Source organism: Actinomadura atramentaria DSM 43919, assembly GCF_000381885.1.
GTDB lineage: Bacteria > Actinomycetota > Actinomycetes > Streptosporangiales > Streptosporangiaceae > Spirillospora > Spirillospora atramentaria.
Map to the genome: position 1 here is coordinate 82737 of NZ_KB907209.1, position 15690 is coordinate 98426.

Genomic DNA, 15690 nt, shown 5'->3' on the forward strand with positions numbered 1-15690 from the left:
CGCCGACGCCGACGCCGACGCCGACGCCGACGCCGACGCCGACGCCGACGCCGACGAGGACGAGGACGACGCGGACGGTGAGTCCGTCGCGCGCAAGCCCGTCCCCCGGAAGCCCGCCGAGCGGAGAGCCGCTGCGCGGAAGCCCGCCGAGCGGAAGCCCGTCGGGCGGAGTCCGTGGGCGGAGCCGCTGGTGCGGACCGCGCTCGTGGTCGCGGCCGCGGCGGCGGTGTTCGTGGCGTGGGCGGGCTGGTCGTGGTACTCGGCCGCGCACGACGACGGCCTGCACTTCTCCAAGCTGCGCGAGCAGGTGCGGCAGGCGGGCGAGCAGGACGTCCAGAACCTCAGCACCCTCGACTACCGGAAGATCGACGCGGGCTTCCAGACGTGGCTGGACTCGTCCACCGGAACGCTGCACGACCAGTTCGAGCAGGGCGGCGCGCAGTTCAAGAAGGACGCGTCCGCCGCGAAGACGGTGACGACGGCGAAGATCCTGCGCAGCGGCGTCACCGAGCTGGACGACCGGGCGGGCAAGGCGTCGATGGTGTTCGCGGTGCGGATCACCGCGACGGCGGCGGACGGGACGCCGACCGTCAAGCAGACCCGGATGGCGGCGCAGTTGCAGCGCACGCCCGGCGGGTGGAAGGTCAGCGGCCTCGGTGAGGTCCCGGCGGGAGGGTCCGGATCGTGAGCGGGACGAACGCGGGGCGGGCCGGCCGGCTCCCGCTGCTGCTGGGCCTCGTCGCGGTGCTGCTGGCGGTGGGCGGCTGGTACTCGCTGCGGCGCGCGGACGACCTGCGGGGCGGCGCGGTCGCGGAGAACACGGCGCTGACCGACAACGCGCGCACGAGCGAGGTGAAGGGCGAGGTCGGCGACGCCGTCGCGAAGGTGTTCTCGTACGGGTACACCAACCCGGGCGCGACGGACGCGGCGGCGCGCTCGGTGCTCGTCGGCGCGGCGACGGGCCAGTACGCGACGCTGTTCAAGGCGGTGCGCGAGCAGGGCCCGGCGCAGAAGCTCGTCCTGACGACGACGGTGACCGACAGCGCGGTCACGTCGCTGACCGGCGACCGGGCGAGCCTGCTCGTCTTCGCCGACCAGCACGGGACGCGCGCGACGGACGGCAGGACGTCCACGACGCCGACGATGCTGGCGGTGGACGCCGTCCGCCGCGGCGGCCACTGGAAGATCACCGAGCTGGACACGCTGGCCGGGGCGTGACCCCGGCTCAGCCGGGCGCGTCCTCGGGTTCGGCGATCCACGCGGCGGCGAGGACGAGTCCGCTGCGGCGGTCCGCGCAGAGCACGCCGAACGGCCGGTCGAACACCGCCTCGACCCGCCGCACCCGGTAGGGCGGCGGCGGGGGGACGCCCGCCGCGGCGGCGAACCCGGTGACGGCCGCGGCCTCGAACCCGCGCGCGTGGAACCGGGCCAGCGCCTCCTGCCGCGCCCCGGCGATCGCGAGCGGCGCGTCGGAGATTCCGGCGAGCGGCCGCCGCGCGGCGTCGGTGACGGCGCGGAGCCCGAACACGTCCGGCAGGTCGAGCAGGTCGTGCGACGAGCGGACCTCGAAGCGCGGCACGGTCAGCGCGAGGACGTCGTCCGGCGCGTGGGCGCGCGCCGCCACCACGCGGACGCCCGGCGACGGCGCGCCGAACGGCAGCGCGCCGCCGGGCACGGCGCGGCGGTCCGCGAGCGCGCCGACCGCCGCCGCGAGCACCGCCCCGGGCGCGCGGCGCTCCTCGCCGAGGACGAGGTGGACGTCCACGCCGCCGGTGCCCATGACGCGCGCGAGCGTGAGCGGCCCGGCGGGCGTTTCGGCGCGCCGGACGCGGTCCAGGTGGACGCCCGTCCGGCGCACCACCGCGATGTCGCGGCCCGCCCACGGCCCGTCCGTGATTCCCTCGATCCCGTCGGCGAACGGCCGCAGCCACGTCGTCCGGACGGCGAGGGCCGTCGCGGCGACGAGCGGCGTGTCGTCGTGAAGGTCGACGGGCATCGCCGGGATGAGGCCGTCCGTGCGGTCGGCGGCCCACGCGTCCAGCGCGGAGCGGGACGTCAGTTCGCCGAGCGCACCGTCCGGGACGAGCGCGCGCCACGCGTCGTGCAGCGCGAGGCCGCGCCGCCGCCAGACGCCGATCGCGGCCCGCGCCGCGCCCGGTCCGTCCAGGATCGACAGGATCTCCCGCGCGCCCTCGGCCGCGCCGTCCGCCGGGCGGCCGAGCGCGCGGGCCAGCTCGGCGCGCGCGTCGCCCGCCGCGCCTTCGGCGAGCAGCGCCAGCAGCGGCCACACGCCCGCGCCGCTGAGCACGACCGATCCCGAGACCGTCTCCGCCCACCGCGCCGTCAGCGCGTTGGCGGCCCGCACCGCACGCATCCCGCGATGATCGACCCCCGGACGCTCGTTCGGCAACGGGGGTTTGCCCCAGCTTCGGGTGTGGTGCCTGCGGGCTGGGCCGCGCCGGGCCGGGCGGACGACGCTGTCATCCATGATCTCCGTGACGACCCCCAGGCCCCGGACAGGCCGCCGCGCGCGGCGCGCGGCGCTGGCGGGCGCGGCCGCCGCCGCGCTCGTCGCGGCGGCGGGCTGCGCCTCCGCGAGCGACGCCCGGCCCGAGTCCACGACCTTCCCCCTCACCGGGAAGGTGCTGGACGTCCGCAGCTCCGAGCCGACCGACCTGGTCGCCACCGACCGCGCCGACGTCCGTGTGACGCGGTGGTTCTCCCACCGGTACGCGACCGGCGTCCGCAAGAGTTGGGGCTTGGAAGGCGGCGTGCTCCGGCTGCGCGCGGACTGCACCGGGTTCGCGAACTGCGAGGCGAAGTTCCGCGTCGAGGTCCCGAAGGGCGTCCGGGTGCTGCGGGACGGCCGCCCGACGAAGCTGACGGGCGCGGGGCGGTGAACGCGCCCGTCCTCGATCTCGTCGGCGTCCGGAAGGTGTACCGGGGCCGACATGCGGCGATCGACGATCTCTCGCTGCGACTGACGTCCGGTGTCGTCGGGCTGCTCGGCCCGAACGGCGCGGGCAAGAGCACGTTGATGCGGATCATGGCGGCGGTGACGCGGCCCACGGCGGGTCGGGTGCTGCTGGACGGCACCGACGTCGTCGCGCACCCCGAGGCTATGCGCTCGGTCCTCGGCTACCTCCCGCAGGACTTCGGCGTGTACCCGCACCTGACGTCGCGGGAGTTCCTGCGCTACCTCGCGGCGGCCAAAGGGCTGTCGGCGCGGTCCGCGAAGGCGCGCGTCGACGCGCTGCTGGAGACCGTCAACCTCACCGACGCCGTGAAGCGGCCGCTCGGCGGATACTCCGGCGGGATGCTGCGGCGCGTCGGGATCGCGCAGGCGCTGCTGGGCGACCCGCGCGTCCTCATCGCGGACGAGCCGACCGCGGGACTGGACCCGGAGGAGCGCGCGCGGTTCCGCAACCTGCTCGCGGACCTGGCGCGGGACCGCGTGGTGGTGCTGTCGACGCACATCGTGTCGGACGTGGAGTCCGTCGCGTCCGACCTGGCCGTCGTCGCCGGGGGACGGCTGCTGCGGCACGGCGCGCCGCAGGACCTCCTCGCGGAGATCGACGGGCACGTGTGGGAGGCGACCGTGCCGCCGGACGTCGTCGCGGGCGTGCGCGGGCGGTTCCGGGTGAGCCGGATGGTCCGGACGCGCGACGGCGTCCGGCTGCGCGTGCTCGCGCCCGCCGCTCCGCTGCCCGGCGCGGTCGGCGTGCTGCCGGATCTGGAGGATCTGTACCTTCTGGTGGTGCCGTCGTGAGAACGTTCCTGAGTCTGGTCACGGGGGACGTCCGCGACCGCGTGCGGCGGCCCGTGTATCTGGTGACGCTGCTGGCCACGATCGGGCTGGGGTACGTCGCGGTGCCCGGTGCCGGGACGCATTGGACGGTCGTGGACGTCGCCGGGTACCGGGGCGTCTACAACAGCGCTTATGTCGGGACCGTGACGGCGCTGGCGAGCGCGCTGTGGTTGACGATCGCCGGGTTCTACGTCGTCCGGACGACGATCGGACGGGACCGTTCCACCGGCGTCGGCGAACTGCTGGCCGCGTCGCCGCTGCGGACATGGCGGTACCTGCTCGCCAAGTTCGCGAGCAATGTCGCGGTTCTCGCGTCGATGCTGCTCGGGGTCGCGATCACCGCCGGGGTCATGCAGTTCGCGCGCGGCGAGTCGTCGCACCTCGACCTGGTCGCGCTGCTCACGCCCTACCTGGTGCTGGCGCTGCCGCTGACGGCGGTCACGGCCGCCGCGGCCGTGGTGTTCGAGGCGACGCCGGGGCTGCGCAGCGGTCTCGGGAACATCGTGTGGTTCTTCGTCGCGATGGTCGTCGGGATCGGCGGCCAGTCGGCGGGCGCGCCGCTCGGCGGCCTCGGCGTCGCGCCCGTCGCGGAGTCCTTCCGCGCGACCCTGCGCGAGCGGCACGCCGACGTGCGCGGGAGCGACTTCAGCCTGGGCTTCACCTATCTGGACCACCCGCCGCGCACCTTCGACTGGTCCGGCTGGACGCCGACGGGCGGCCTGCTCGCCTCCCGCGCGCTGCTGGTCGTCCTGGCGGCGCTCCTCGCAGCAGCTCCCGCCCTGTGGTTCGACCGCTTCGACCCGTCCCGCACCGCCCGCCGCCGCAAGAACCGCCGCCCGACCACAGTGACGTTCCCCCTCGCGCCCAGCACTGCGCCCGCGTTCGGTTCCGCGCTTGGCACCGCGCCCGCACCCGCCCCCGCGCCCGCGCTCGGCACCGCGCCCGCACCCGCCCCCGCGCCCGCGTTCGGACCCGCCCCCGCGCCCGGCGCTACGCCCGCGCCCACGTTCGGTTCCGCGCTTGGCGGCGCATCCGCGCCCGGCTTCGCGCCCGCGCCCGGCGCCCCTTCCGCGCCTGTCCCCGCGCCCGTCTTGGCGCCCGTGGCGGGGTTGCCGCCGGTGCGGATGGGGTGGGGGGCATGGCGGCTTGTGGTGGGGGAGTTGCGCATTCTCACCGGCGGGTTGCGCTGGTGGTGGTGGGGCGTGGCCATCGTGATCAGCGCGGTCGCGTTCGCGGTGCCCGCCGAGCGGGCGTCGGGGGTGCTGCTCGCCGCGTGGGTGTGGCCCGTGCTGGTGTGGTCGCGGCTCGGGACGCAGGCGCACGCTGTCGGGCTTGAGGGGTTGCTGGCGTCCTACCCGCGCGTCGCGGGGCGGTTCGTCGCGCAGTGGGCGGCGGGGGTGCTGTTGACGGGCGCCGTCGCCGCCGGTCCGGCCGCGCGGATGCTCGCGGCCGGGGACGCGGCGGGCGTCGCGGGCTGGGCGGCGGGCGCGCTGTTCGTGCCGAGCCTCGCCTACGCGCTCGGAACCGTCAGCCGCGTCGGCCGCCCGTTCCAGGCCCTGTACCTGACGCTCTGGTACCTGGTCGTGAACAGCGTCAGCGCGGTGGACTTCGCCGGCGCGACCCGTTCCCACGGCGACGCCGCGGGCCCCGGCCCGCTGGTCGTGACGGCAGCCGCCCTCGCGCTGCTCGCCGCGGCAGCTCTCGTCACAGCCGCCCGAACCCGTCCGCGCGCCCTCCATCGCCCCGCACGAAAGCCCCCTCCCACCACCCGCTGACACCGGCCCCGGGACGCCCGGAAGTCCAGCCGTGCCGCCCGCCGATCCGCGCCCGAACGTCCGCCCGCGCGGGTCGGCGCACGCGGCCCGGCCGTTCGGCCGGCTCGCGGGTCGGAGGCCCGCTGCGGCGGGAAGTGCTGGGGGCTGGTCGTGCCGGCGCGGGCGGGTTACAGGTAGTGGCCCAGGAGTTCTTCGGGTTTGTCCAGGACGGGGGGAAGGTCTTCGGGGAGGAGGGTGGCCAGGGAGCGGCGGGACGGGGTGCGCTGGGCGGCGATGCGTTCGGACTGGCGGGCGATGGCGACGTCCAGGAGGTTGCGCATCAGGCGGCCGTTGCCGAACGACGACCCGCGCGGCGTGCCGCGCAGCATCCGGAGCAGGCGGCCCCGCGTGCCGTCCGCGAGGGTGAAGCCGTCGTCGGCGGCGAGGTGCTCGAAGACGCTGATCAGCTCGTCGTCGGTGTAGTCGGCGAAGTGGAGCTGCCGGGGGAACCGCGAGTCCAGGCCGGGATTGGCGGCGAGGAAGTCCTTCATCTCCCGCTCGTACCCGGCGACGACGACCACGAGGTCCTCGCGGTGGTCCTCCATGAGCTTGACCAGTTCGGCGATGGCCTCGTAGCCGTAGTCGCCCTTCAGCGCGGACTGGCTGAGCGTGTACGCCTCGTCGATGAACAGCACGCCGCCGAGGGCGCGCTCCACCAGGCGGCGGGTGCGCGGCGCGGTCTGCCCGATGTACTCGCCGACGAGATGCGCCCGCGACGCCTCCACCAGGTGCCCCGACGACAGCACCCCGAGCCGCTTGTAGATCCGGCCGAGGAGCCGCGCGACCATCGTCTTCCCGGTGCCGGGGTTGCCGGTGAACACCAGGTGCCGGGTCGGCGCGGTGACGCTCAGCCCCGCGTCGCGCCGCAGCCGCGCCGCCTGCGTGCCCGCGACGAGCAGCGCGATCTCCTTCTTGACCGTCGCCAGCCCGGTGAGCGCGGCGAGTTCGGCGAGCGGGTCGCCGAGCGCCTGCCCGGTGTCGACGGTGAGCGGGAGGTCCTGCTTGCGGACGACGGGCTCGCCGTCGCGGTCCAGGACGCGCGGCATCACCTGGTCGGCCAGGTGCCGGGCGAGCCGCGCGTTGCGGAGCGTCTGGACGGGCGGCGTCGCGGCCAGCAGTTCCCCGGCGGCGAGCGCGGCCTGCTTGGTGACGCGGCCGCCCTGCTCCTCGACGGCGCGGCGGAACAGCTCGGCGTGCCCCTCGGCGGTGAACGGCCGGGTGCGGGCGATCCGGAAGAGCTGCGGCAGCGCCGGGTCGACCTCGCGGACCCGCTCGTCGCCGTTCGCGCCGCACAGCGCGATGAGGTGCAGGTCGGGGTGGACGGCCAGGACGCGCGTCAGCTCCGTCGCGAACGCCTCCCCGTTGCCGGGGTCGGAGATCACCGCGTCCAGCCCGTCGATGATCATGAGCCGGTCGCCGACGGAGTCGCGCGCGTCGGCGTGCAGCCGCGCGACGGCGTCCGCGAGGCGCTGCCCGACGAACAGGTTCCCGGTGATCCACAGCGGGTCGCGGCCGAGCGCGAGCGTGCGGCCGAGCTCCTGCGCGGCGCTGCGCTTGCCGGTGCTGTCGGGGCCGGTGAGCAGCAGCCGGACGGGGCCGCCCGCCGCGACGGTCTCGCGCAGCGCGGCGACGACGTCGGGCTGCCCGACCAGGCCCGTCCCGATGGGCGGCGCGGCGGCGTCCGCGGCCGCGCCCGGGGCGGCGCCCGACGACGTCCGGGGGACCTGCCGCAGCGCGGCCCCGACCGGGTTCACCACGCGGCGGCGCGGCCCGAAGATCCGCCGCAGGTCCGTCTGGAACTGCCGGACGGGAATCCACTCGGTGCGCGGGAACCACGGGTCGCCGGGCAGGCCCTGGACGGTCGCGACGAACCGCATCGCCATGTCCAGCCAGGCGCGGCAGCCGTCCGCCGCGCCCTCGACGAGCGCGCGGGCCAGCCACGCCTGCGTCCGCTCCTGCCACCGCGCGGCCTTGAACCCGCGCCGCTCGGCGGCGAACCGCTCGCGCAGCTCGCCGTACCGGTCCTCGCCGAGCGCGACGACCATCTCGGCCGGGACGTGCTCCATCGACCCCTGCAGCAGCAGCCGGGCGAGGTGGACGGTGACGGTCTCGTCCACCGGCGCGGCGGCCGTCAGGTGGTCGAACGCCGCGAGCAGCCCCTGGACGACCCAGTCGAGGTACCCGACGGGGCCGAGCAGTTCGGGCAGGACGGCGATCGTCTCGTCGTCGGCCTGGGCGCTCCAGTGCTCGCGCAGCTCGAACTTCGGCAGGTTGACGTCGCAGTCCGGCGGGTTGTCGTACAGCTTCAGCAGCGCGGCGCGCCGCTCGTCCAGCGGCGCGATGCCCTCCAGCGCGACGAGCGCGTCGCGGGCCAGCTCGATCGCCAGCTCCCGGTCCGCGACCTCGATCAGCCAGTCCACCGGGGGCCGCCACCGGCCGCCGGGCGCGTCCCAGCGCGTCATCCGGGTGTTGAGCTGCGCCGGGTTCACCAGGTGGCGGCCGAGCAGCCGCTCGGGGAGCTGCGACCAGGACCCCGCCTTGATTGCGCCGCCGCCGGGCAGGTACGCCAGGATGCCGAACGTCTCGGCCAGGACGAGCGGGGCGGGCAGCGTCAGCAGCTTGTGCTCGTCGGTGGTGAGCCCGGCGGCGCGCGGGTCGGCGGCCAGCGCGTCTATCCGCTCGCTGACCTGCTCGAACAGCCCGTCCGGGACGCGCCAGGGACCGTGCGCGTAGACGTCGAGGACCGGCTCGTCGGTGAGCAGTAGCTCCAGATGCTCCGGCAGCCGCAACGCAATCTCCCCAAGATTCAACAAAGCCGTGGTAACAGCCTACGAGCGTTGACGGCTGCTCCGCCCGCCCGAATTCGCAACCGGTCCGGTCGATCAGGGACGGCGCGGACGCCGCAGCGCTTCCACGGCGAGCCGGGCCGCCGCGCCGATCACCGCGTCGGCCTGCGGCAGCACCGCGGCGGGGCGCAGCGCGCGGGTGAACACCGCGACCGCGTAGCGGCCCCCGTCGGGGTACTCGACGACGCCGATCTCGTTGCGGACGGTGGGCAGCGTCCCGGTCTTCCCGCTCACCCGGACGTCGTCGAACGGGAAGCCCGACGACAGCCGGTGCGGCCAGACCTGGAGCCCGAGCATCCGCCGCATCAGCGCGCACTCGGCGGGCGGCGCGGCCTCGTCCCGCCAGACCGCGGCGAGCAGCGCGGCCATCTCGCGGGGCGTGGAGCGGGACGTGCGCAGCGGGTCGAGCGCGCGGACGAGCGGCGGCACGCCGGGTTCGGCGAGCCGGTCCCACAGGTCCGCGACGTCGTCGGCGCCCGCGTCGGCGAGCATCCCGGCGGCCAGCTCCCGGCCGTCGCTGGCGATGTGCGTGGCGGTGAGGCCGAGGTCGGCCATCGCCCGGTTGACCTCGTCGCGGCCGACGCGGGCGTACAGGACGTCCCCGGCCGCGTTGTCGCTGACCGTGATCATCATGGCGGCGAGGTCGCGCAGGGACATCCGGACGTCGTCCAGCAGCACCGACGTGCCGGTCGGGCCGTCGCTGCGGTCGGCCGGGCGCAGCGTGACGGCCTCGGCCGGGTCGAGCAGCCCGGCGGCGGCGCGGCGGAAGAACGCGACGAGCAGCGGCACCTTGAACACCGACGCGAGCACGACCGGCTCGTCGCCGCGCACCGCGACGCCGCGCCCGCCGTCGATGTCGAGCGCGCAGAGCCAGCCGGTGACCCCGGCGGCGCGGAAGGCGTCCTCGATCGCCCTCACGCGAGGAACCCCGCGGACGGCCGGGGCACGACGCGGCGGCGCGGCGCGGCGAACGGTGTCATGCGGGCCTCCCGGCGCAGGACGGCGGTGGCGACGGCGGCGAAGTCGGCGACGGCGTCGTCGGCGCGGTCGGCGCGCCACGCGCAGGACGTCCGCCAGGCGATCGGGTCGCCGTCCAGCGGCCGCCAGACGACGCCCGGCCCCGCGTCGCCGGGGTCGGGGGCGAGCGCGACGGCGGTTCCGGCGAGGACGAGGCCGAGCGCGAACTGCGGATGGCGGGCCTCGCGGACGGCGGGCGGGTCGTAGCCGTGGCGGCGGCACGCGGCGAGCCATTCGTCGTGGCTGCCGGGGGCCTCCTCGCGCGGGAAGAGCACCAGGTCGCGGCCCGCGAGGTCGGCGAGCGCGACGGCGTCGTCCCCGACCGGGTCGGCTTCGGGCAGCAGGACGCCGACGCGCTGGTCGAGCATCGGCCCGAGGTCGAGCCCGCGCGTGTCGCAGGGGTGCCGCAGGACGCCGACGTCCAGCGACCCGTCCGCGAGCGCCCCGGCCTGCTCGGCGCTGGGGATCTCGCGCAGGTCGAGCCGCCGGCCGGGCCGCCGCGCGCCGAACGCGGCGATGAGCGCGGCGACGACGCCGCCGCCGAGGTCGGCGGGGAGCCCGGCGCGCAGCGCGCCGTCCGCGCCGCGCCGGACGCGGTCGGCGAGGGCGTGGACGCGGTCGGCGCGGGCGATGATCTCGCGGGCGTCCTCCAGCAGGAGCAGCCCGGCGGGCGTCGGCTCGACGCGGCGGCTGGACCGTTCGAACAGCCGGATGCCGAGTTCGCGTTCGAGGCGCTGGATGCGCTGGCTCAGCGGGGGCTGGGCCATGCCGAGGCGCTCGGCGGCCCGACCGAAATGCAGTTCTTCGGCGACCGCGACGAAGCAGCGGAGGTGCCCGACGAGGTTCACGAGCAGGGACTATAGCAATTCGTATATCGGACTGAGAATCATACGAATCTTGGACAAAACGCTGGTCGCCTGGTGTGCTGTGGGCCGGACACCGACAGGACGGGGGAGGCCCATGCGCCGAGCGTGGCTGGTGATCGCGGTGGTGGCGGTGGTGATCGCGGGCGCGGGGGCGTTCTGGTTCCTGCGCCGCGACAGGGGGCCGGGGGACGCCGCCCGCGACTACGTCGCCGCCTGGACGCGCGGGGACTACACGGCGATGCGCGCGCTGACCGACGGCGCGCCCGCCGACTTCGAGAAGCGGCTGAAGCAGACGCACGACGACATGGCCGCGTCGAAGCAGACGTACACGCTCGCGTCCACCGGCGAGGAGTCGGCGTCGTACGAGGCCGCGTTCACGCTCGCGGGGAACCGGACGTGGTCGTACACCGGCGTCCTGCCGTTCGCGAAGTCGGACGGGAAGTGGCGGGTGACCTGGTCGCCGGACGTCCTGTACCCCGGGCTCAAGGACGGCCAGCGGCTCCGGGCGTCGCGCGCGTGGCCCGACCGCGCGCCGGTGCAGGCCAAGGACGGCAGCGACCTGGCCGGGCCCGGCTCGGCGGGCCAGATCGCCGGGACGGTCGCGCCCGCGACCGCCGAGGCCGCCGCCAAGCTCGGCGCGCCCTACAAGAAGGGCGACCCGGCGGGCGCGGACGGCCTCCAGCACCAGTACGAGCGGCGGCTCGCGGGCACGCCCGCGCTCGCCGTCCAGATCGTGGACGACGGCGGGAAGGTCGTGAAGACCCTCCAGCGGTTCGGCGGGAAGGACGGCACGCCGCTGCGGACGACGATCGACGCGCGGGCGCAGGCCGCCGCGTCCCGCGCCCTGTCGGGCGTGGAGAAGAACGCCTCGCTGGTCGCGATCCGGCCGTCCACCGGTGAGATCGTCGCCATCGCCAACAAGCCGGGCGGCTACAACCGGGCGCTGATGGGGACGTATCCGCCCGGTTCGACGTTCAAAGTCGTCACGGCCGCCGCGCTCGTCGCGGGCGGCATGAGCGCGAGCACGCCGGTCGCGTGCCCGGCGACGGTCTCCATCGGCGGGCGGACGTTCAAGAACAGCGAGTTCGAGCAGTTCGGCACCGTCCCGCTGCGGGAGGCGTTCGCGCACTCGTGCAACACGACGTTCGCCAAGCTCGCCGTGGACAAGCTCGGGGCCAAGCGGCTCGCGCAGGTCGCGGAGCAGTTCGGGTTCAACGCGCCGATCATCGGCGGGCTGCCCGCCGTCCGCGCGGCGTTCCCCGCCACCGCCGACGACACCGCGCTCGCCGCCGCCGCGTTCGGGCAGGGCGAGGTGCTGACGAGCCCGCTCAACATGGCGGCGGTCGCCGCGGCGGCCGCGTCGGGGACCTGGCGGTCGCCGCGCGTCGTGGACGCCTCGCTGGTCTCCAAGGCCGTCGACGCGAACGGCAGGCGGCCCGAACCGCCGCACCCGCTGGAGCCCGCCGTCAAGCGGGCGCTGCACTCGCTCATGCCCGCCGTCGTCAGCGAGGGCACCGCGCGCGGCGTGTCGTTCCCGGCCGGGACGGCGGGCAAGACCGGAACCGCCGAGTTCGGGTCGGGCGAGAACCCGCCGACGCACGCGTGGTTCATCGGCTACCGGGGCGACCTCGCGTTCGCCGTGATCATCGAGGACGGCGGGACGGGCGCCGAGGCCGCCGCGCCGGTCGCCGCCGCGTTCCTGCGCGCCGCGACGTGATCCCGGGCGGGCCGCGCCTCAGAGCCAGTCGTTGCGCTTGAACACCGTGTAGAGCACGACGCCGAACACGACCACGACGGCCGAGCTGAACGTGAACCCCCAGATCGTGTCCCGGCCCGGGAACGCCACGTTCTGCCCGAAGAAGCCGGTCACGGCCGTGGGCACCGCGACGATCGCGGCCCAGCTCGTGACCTTCTTCATCACCTCGTTCAGGTGGTTGTCCTGGAGCGCGATCCGCGTCTCCAGCAGGTCCGCGACGAGGTCGCGCAGCGCGTCGGTCTGCTCGGTGACGCGCAGCGTGTGGTCGTAGACGTCCTGGTAATACGGCTGCATCGCGGCGGGGACGGCCTCGGTGTCGCGGCGCAGCAGCGTGTTCAGGATCTCGCGCATCGGCAGCGTGACGCGGCGCAGCGCGGCGAGGTTCTTGCGAAGCCGGTAGCTGCGGTGCTGGATCTCGCGGCCGGCCGCGCCGTCGTCGAAGATCAGCTCCTCGACGGCGTCGGTCTCGTCGTCGAGGGCCTGGACCGCGTCCAGATGGCCGTCCACGACCAGGTCGAGCAGGCTGTAGAGCAGGATCGGCTGGACGTTCGCGACCTCGTCGCCGGTGCCGCGCCGCCACAGCGCGAGGTCGTCGTCCCAGCGGCGGACCAGCTCGTCGGCGTCGAACCGCTCGTCCTGCCGGATCGTGACGAGGGCCCGGTCGGTGACGAACACCGACAGCTCGTGCAGCGCGAGCCGCCGCTCGGCGACATCGGTGGCGTACAGGTTGAGGAAGAGGTACGACGCGTAGCGGTCGAGCTTGGCGCGCTCGCGGCGGGACACCGCGTCCTCCAGCGCGACCGGGTCCAGGCCGAGGACGTCCGCGACGAGCCGCAGGTCGTCGTGGTCGGGGGCGCACAGGTCCACCCAGACGACGGCGGACCCGCCGTCGAGGCGGTCGCGCAGCTCCGCGACGGGGAATCCCTCGGCGGCGACGCGGTCCCCGATCCACTGGCGCGTCCGCGCGGGCGGCGGCTTCCCCTCGCGGCGTTCCCCGACCTCGGTCGGCTGTGCGGTCATGCCGTCCGTTATATCCGGGCCGGGCCGGTGGACGGGCGGACGACCAGCACCCCGGGCACCCGCGCGGCGGGCGGCGCGGGCGGCGCGCCGCCGATCAGCGCGAGCAGGGCCGCCATGCCGCGCGCGCCCAGCTCGCGGGCGGGCAGCCGGACCGTCGTCAGCTCCGGCTCCAGCGCGGTCGCGAGCCGGTCGTCGCCGAAGCCGGTGACCGACACGTCGCCGGGGACCGCGAGGCCCCGCGCGCGGGCCGCCTTGTACGCGCCCGCCGCCATCGCATCGTCGTCGCAGACCAGCGCGGTCGGGCGGTCGGGGCGGTCGAGCAGGGCGGCCGCCGCGTCCCGCCCACCCGCGACGTCCGGCGCGGCGGCGGCGCGCGCCCACGCCGCGCCCGGCAGCGCCGCGACGGCGGCGGCCAGCGCCGCGCCGCGCGCCCGGAACGTCCACCGGTCCGAGGCGGCCGCGACGTGCCCGAACCGCCGGTGCCCGAGCCCGGCCAGGTGCGCGACGAGCGCGCGGGCCCCGTCCTCGACGCCGAACGCGACGGTCGGGACCGGCCCGGCCGGATCGCCGTCGAGCAGGACGGCGGGCGTCCCGGCGAACCCGGCGAGCGCGCGCGGCGCGGCGGCCAGCACCCCGTCGATCGACTCGTGCGAGTCGTGGGACTCGTGGGACTCGTGCGGGCCGGGCGGGCCGCCGTCGCCGGAGTCGTCGGGCCACGGGCACGGCGCGACGCCGAACCCGTGCCGCGCCGCGACGCGCGCCGCGCCGACGTACACCGCCCCGGCGGCCGGGTCGAGCGCGGGGAGCAGCAGCAGGACCGTGCGCCCGGTGCCGAGCCGCAGGCTCCGCGCGGCCCGGTTCGGCCGGTAGCCGAGGCGGTCGGCGGCGGCGCGCACGGCGGCGGCGGTCGCGGGGGAGACCCGGCCCGCCCACTTCCCGCCGAGCACGAGCGAGACGGTCGACTGCGACACCCCGGCGGCGCGGGCGACGTCCCGGCTCGTCGGGCGGCCCGCCGCGCGGGGGCCCGGCGGGCGCGCGGCGGGGCGGCTGGACGCGGGCACGCGGCTCTCCTGACGACCCCTGGCGACGGCCCGGCGGCTCTGCCGGGCGCCCACCAGGCTACGGCCTTGACACGAATGTCAGTCGGGCTGTCTGTGCATTAATACGTGGCTTCCCCGCTGTTCAGGGTGGTACGTATGACGTCCGCCGGGTGGTACGTATGACCCGTCGGCGACCGCGATCCGGCGACGCACGGGCCGCCGACCACGAGCCTCGGGGGCCTGGATGCTCGTCTACGTCCGCTTCCTGCGCGCGCCCCACGCCGCGCGCCTCCTCGGCGGCACCCTGCTCGGCCGGCTCCCCAACGGCATGGCGCTGCTCGCGATCGTCCTGCACGTCCGCGCGGACGGCGGCGACTACCCGCTCGCCGGGACGCTCGCCGCCGTGTCCGGGCTCGCGATGGCCGCCGGGCAGCCGGTCCTCGGCCGCGCGATGGACGCCTACGGGCAGGCGCGCGTCCTGCCGCCCGCCGCCGTCGTGTCCGCCGCCGGGTACGCGGTGCTCGCGGGCGTCGGCGTGCGCCCGCTGCCCGTCGCGGCCGCCGCGGTCGTCGTCGCGGGCTTCGCGACGCCGCCGCTGGAGGCGGGGCTGCGCGCGCTGTGGCCGGACGTCCTGGCGGGCCGCGCCGCCCTCCAGACCGCCTACGCGCTCGACGCCGCCGCGCAGCAGGTGCTGTTCACCGCCGGGCCGCTGCTCGTCGTGGCCGCCGCCGCCCTGTCCACCGGCGTGGCGCTGCTGCTGACCGGCGCGCTCGGCATCGCCGGGACGCTCGTCGTCGCGTGCGCGCGGCCGTCGCGGCGGTGGCGCGCCGCGCCGCGCGCGGCCGACTGGGCCGGGCCGCTGCGCTCGCCCGGCCTGCGGGTGCTGCTGCTCGCGCTCGTCGGCGCGGGCGTCGCGCTCGGCGTCTACACCGTCGCGGTCGTCGCCTACGCCGAGCGGGCCGGGCGCGACGCCGCGTCCGGGCTGCTGCTCGCCGCGATGGCGGGCGGCGCGCTGCTCGGCGGGCTGGTCTACGGCGCGCGCGGCGGCGACGCCCGGCGCGACCCGGCCGCGCGGCTGCCGTGGCTGCTCGCCGCGCTCGCCGCCGGGTACGTGCCGCTGGTCTGGGCGCCGTCGTTCCCGCTGATGCTGCCGTGCGCGCTCGTCAGCGGCGTGTTCCTCGCGCCCGCGCTGGCGTGCTGCTTCTCGCTCGTCGACCGGCTCGCCCCGGCCGGGACGGTCACCGAGGCGTTCGCGTGGATCGTCGCGGCGGTCGGCGCGGGCAACTCGCTCGGCTCGTTCGTGTCCGGGTACGGGGAGCGGCTGGCGGGGGTGCCGGGCGCGTTCGCGGGCGCGGCGGGCGGCGGCGCGCTCGCGCTGGCGACCGTCCTGGCGGGGCGGCGCGCGCTGCGGCCTGCGCCCGCCGCCGTCCGCGCCGCCGCGGACCGGTTCCGGCCGGAATCGCCGGTGCGGTAGGCGTCCGCGGCTTATGATCGCCCCGTTCCGTCCCGCGACAGCAGACAGG

13 protein-coding genes are annotated in these 15690 nt (G+C 76.4%); 7 read left to right on the plus strand and 6 right to left on the minus strand.

The window, feature by feature from the left end:
* The coding region (locus G339_RS41200) for a hypothetical protein (protein ID WP_205625485.1) at window positions 1–688 on the plus strand (688 nt) is incomplete at its 5' end.
* Window positions 685–1218, plus strand: a complete 534-nt coding sequence (locus tag G339_RS0104360; protein WP_019629858.1) for a hypothetical protein — start codon at window positions 685–687, stop codon at window positions 1216–1218. The genes G339_RS41200 and G339_RS0104360, both read left to right, overlap by 4 nt.
* Window positions 1219–1225: 7 nt before the next feature.
* On the opposite strand, the gene G339_RS0104365 is transcribed toward G339_RS0104360, so the two are convergent.
* Window positions 1226–2374: a serpin family protein gene (locus G339_RS0104365; RefSeq protein WP_026341122.1), complete on the minus strand. Its 1149-nt coding sequence runs from the start codon at window positions 2372–2374 to the stop codon at window positions 1226–1228.
* Between the two features lie 112 nt (window positions 2375–2486).
* On the opposite strand from G339_RS0104365, the gene G339_RS0104370 reads away from it, so the two are divergent.
* Genes G339_RS0104370 through G339_RS32510 form a run of 3 tightly spaced genes read left to right on the plus strand, consistent with a single transcriptional unit; the run spans window position 2487 to window position 5583 of the window.
* Complete coding sequence (locus G339_RS0104370; protein ID WP_019629860.1) at window positions 2487–2900, plus strand: hypothetical protein; 414 nt, start codon at window positions 2487–2489, stop codon at window positions 2898–2900.
* Window positions 2897–3769, plus strand: a complete 873-nt coding sequence (locus G339_RS0104375) for an ABC transporter ATP-binding protein (protein WP_019629861.1) — start codon at window positions 2897–2899, stop codon at window positions 3767–3769. Before G339_RS0104370 ends, G339_RS0104375 begins: the two co-directional genes overlap by 4 nt.
* The gene (locus G339_RS32510; protein ID WP_019629862.1) at window positions 3766–5583 is read left to right on the plus strand and encodes an ABC transporter permease; all 1818 of its coding nucleotides are present in this window, start codon (window positions 3766–3768) and stop codon (window positions 5581–5583) included. Before G339_RS0104375 ends, G339_RS32510 begins: the two co-directional genes overlap by 4 nt.
* Window positions 5584–5750: 167 nt before the next feature.
* Here G339_RS32510 and G339_RS36395 read toward each other — a convergent pair whose 3' ends face one another.
* The 3 genes from G339_RS36395 to G339_RS39710 form a co-directional block, all read right to left on the minus strand.
* Window positions 5751–8411: an AAA family ATPase gene (locus tag G339_RS36395; protein ID WP_051107772.1), complete on the minus strand. Its 2661-nt coding sequence runs from the start codon at window positions 8409–8411 to the stop codon at window positions 5751–5753.
* 93 nt (window positions 8412–8504) lie between these two features.
* Window positions 8505–9386, minus strand: coding sequence for a serine hydrolase (locus G339_RS0104390; RefSeq protein WP_019629863.1), 882 nt, complete (start codon window positions 9384–9386; stop codon window positions 8505–8507).
* Window positions 9383–10333 carry a LysR family transcriptional regulator gene (locus G339_RS39710; RefSeq protein ID WP_019629864.1) on the minus strand — a complete coding sequence of 317 codons (951 nt, stop codon included), beginning with the start codon at window positions 10331–10333 and terminating at the stop codon, window positions 9383–9385. Before G339_RS39710 ends, G339_RS0104390 begins: the two co-directional genes overlap by 4 nt.
* Before the next feature lie 112 nt (window positions 10334–10445).
* On the opposite strand from G339_RS39710, the gene G339_RS0104400 reads away from it, so the two are divergent.
* Window positions 10446–12068, plus strand: a complete 1623-nt coding sequence (locus G339_RS0104400) for a penicillin-binding transpeptidase domain-containing protein (RefSeq protein WP_019629865.1) — start codon at window positions 10446–10448, stop codon at window positions 12066–12068.
* An 18-nt stretch (window positions 12069–12086) separates the two neighbouring features.
* On the opposite strand, the gene G339_RS0104405 is transcribed toward G339_RS0104400, so the two are convergent.
* Both G339_RS0104405 and G339_RS0104410 read right to left on the minus strand, forming a co-directional pair.
* Window positions 12087–13127: a magnesium transporter CorA family protein gene (locus G339_RS0104405; protein WP_019629866.1), complete on the minus strand. Its 1041-nt coding sequence runs from the start codon at window positions 13125–13127 to the stop codon at window positions 12087–12089.
* 8 nt (window positions 13128–13135) lie between these two features.
* Window positions 13136–14188: a LacI family DNA-binding transcriptional regulator gene (locus G339_RS0104410; protein WP_019629867.1), complete on the minus strand. Its 1053-nt coding sequence runs from the start codon at window positions 14186–14188 to the stop codon at window positions 13136–13138.
* Window positions 14189–14411: 223 nt separating this feature from the next.
* Here G339_RS0104410 and G339_RS0104415 point away from each other — a divergent pair, with 223 nt between their 5' ends.
* On the plus strand, window positions 14412–15641 hold the full coding sequence (locus tag G339_RS0104415; RefSeq protein ID WP_019629868.1) for an MFS transporter: 1230 nt from the start codon (window positions 14412–14414) through the stop codon (window positions 15639–15641).
* The last annotated feature ends 49 nt before the right edge of the window (window positions 15642–15690 follow it).

Coding starts and splice junctions, on each gene's coding strand:
- G339_RS0104365 (WP_026341122.1), bottom strand. CDS start 2,374: ATGCGTGCGGTGCGGGCCGCCAACGCGCTGACGGCGCGGTGGGCGGAG.
- G339_RS0104405 (WP_019629866.1), bottom strand. CDS start 13,127: ATGACCGCACAGCCGACCGAGGTCGGGGAACGCCGCGAGGGGAAGCCG.
- G339_RS0104415 (WP_019629868.1), top strand. CDS start 14,412: ATGCTCGTCTACGTCCGCTTCCTGCGCGCGCCCCACGCCGCGCGCCTC.
- G339_RS0104400 (WP_019629865.1), top strand. CDS start 10,446: ATGCGCCGAGCGTGGCTGGTGATCGCGGTGGTGGCGGTGGTGATCGCG.
- G339_RS0104370 (WP_019629860.1), top strand. CDS start 2,487: ATGATCTCCGTGACGACCCCCAGGCCCCGGACAGGCCGCCGCGCGCGG.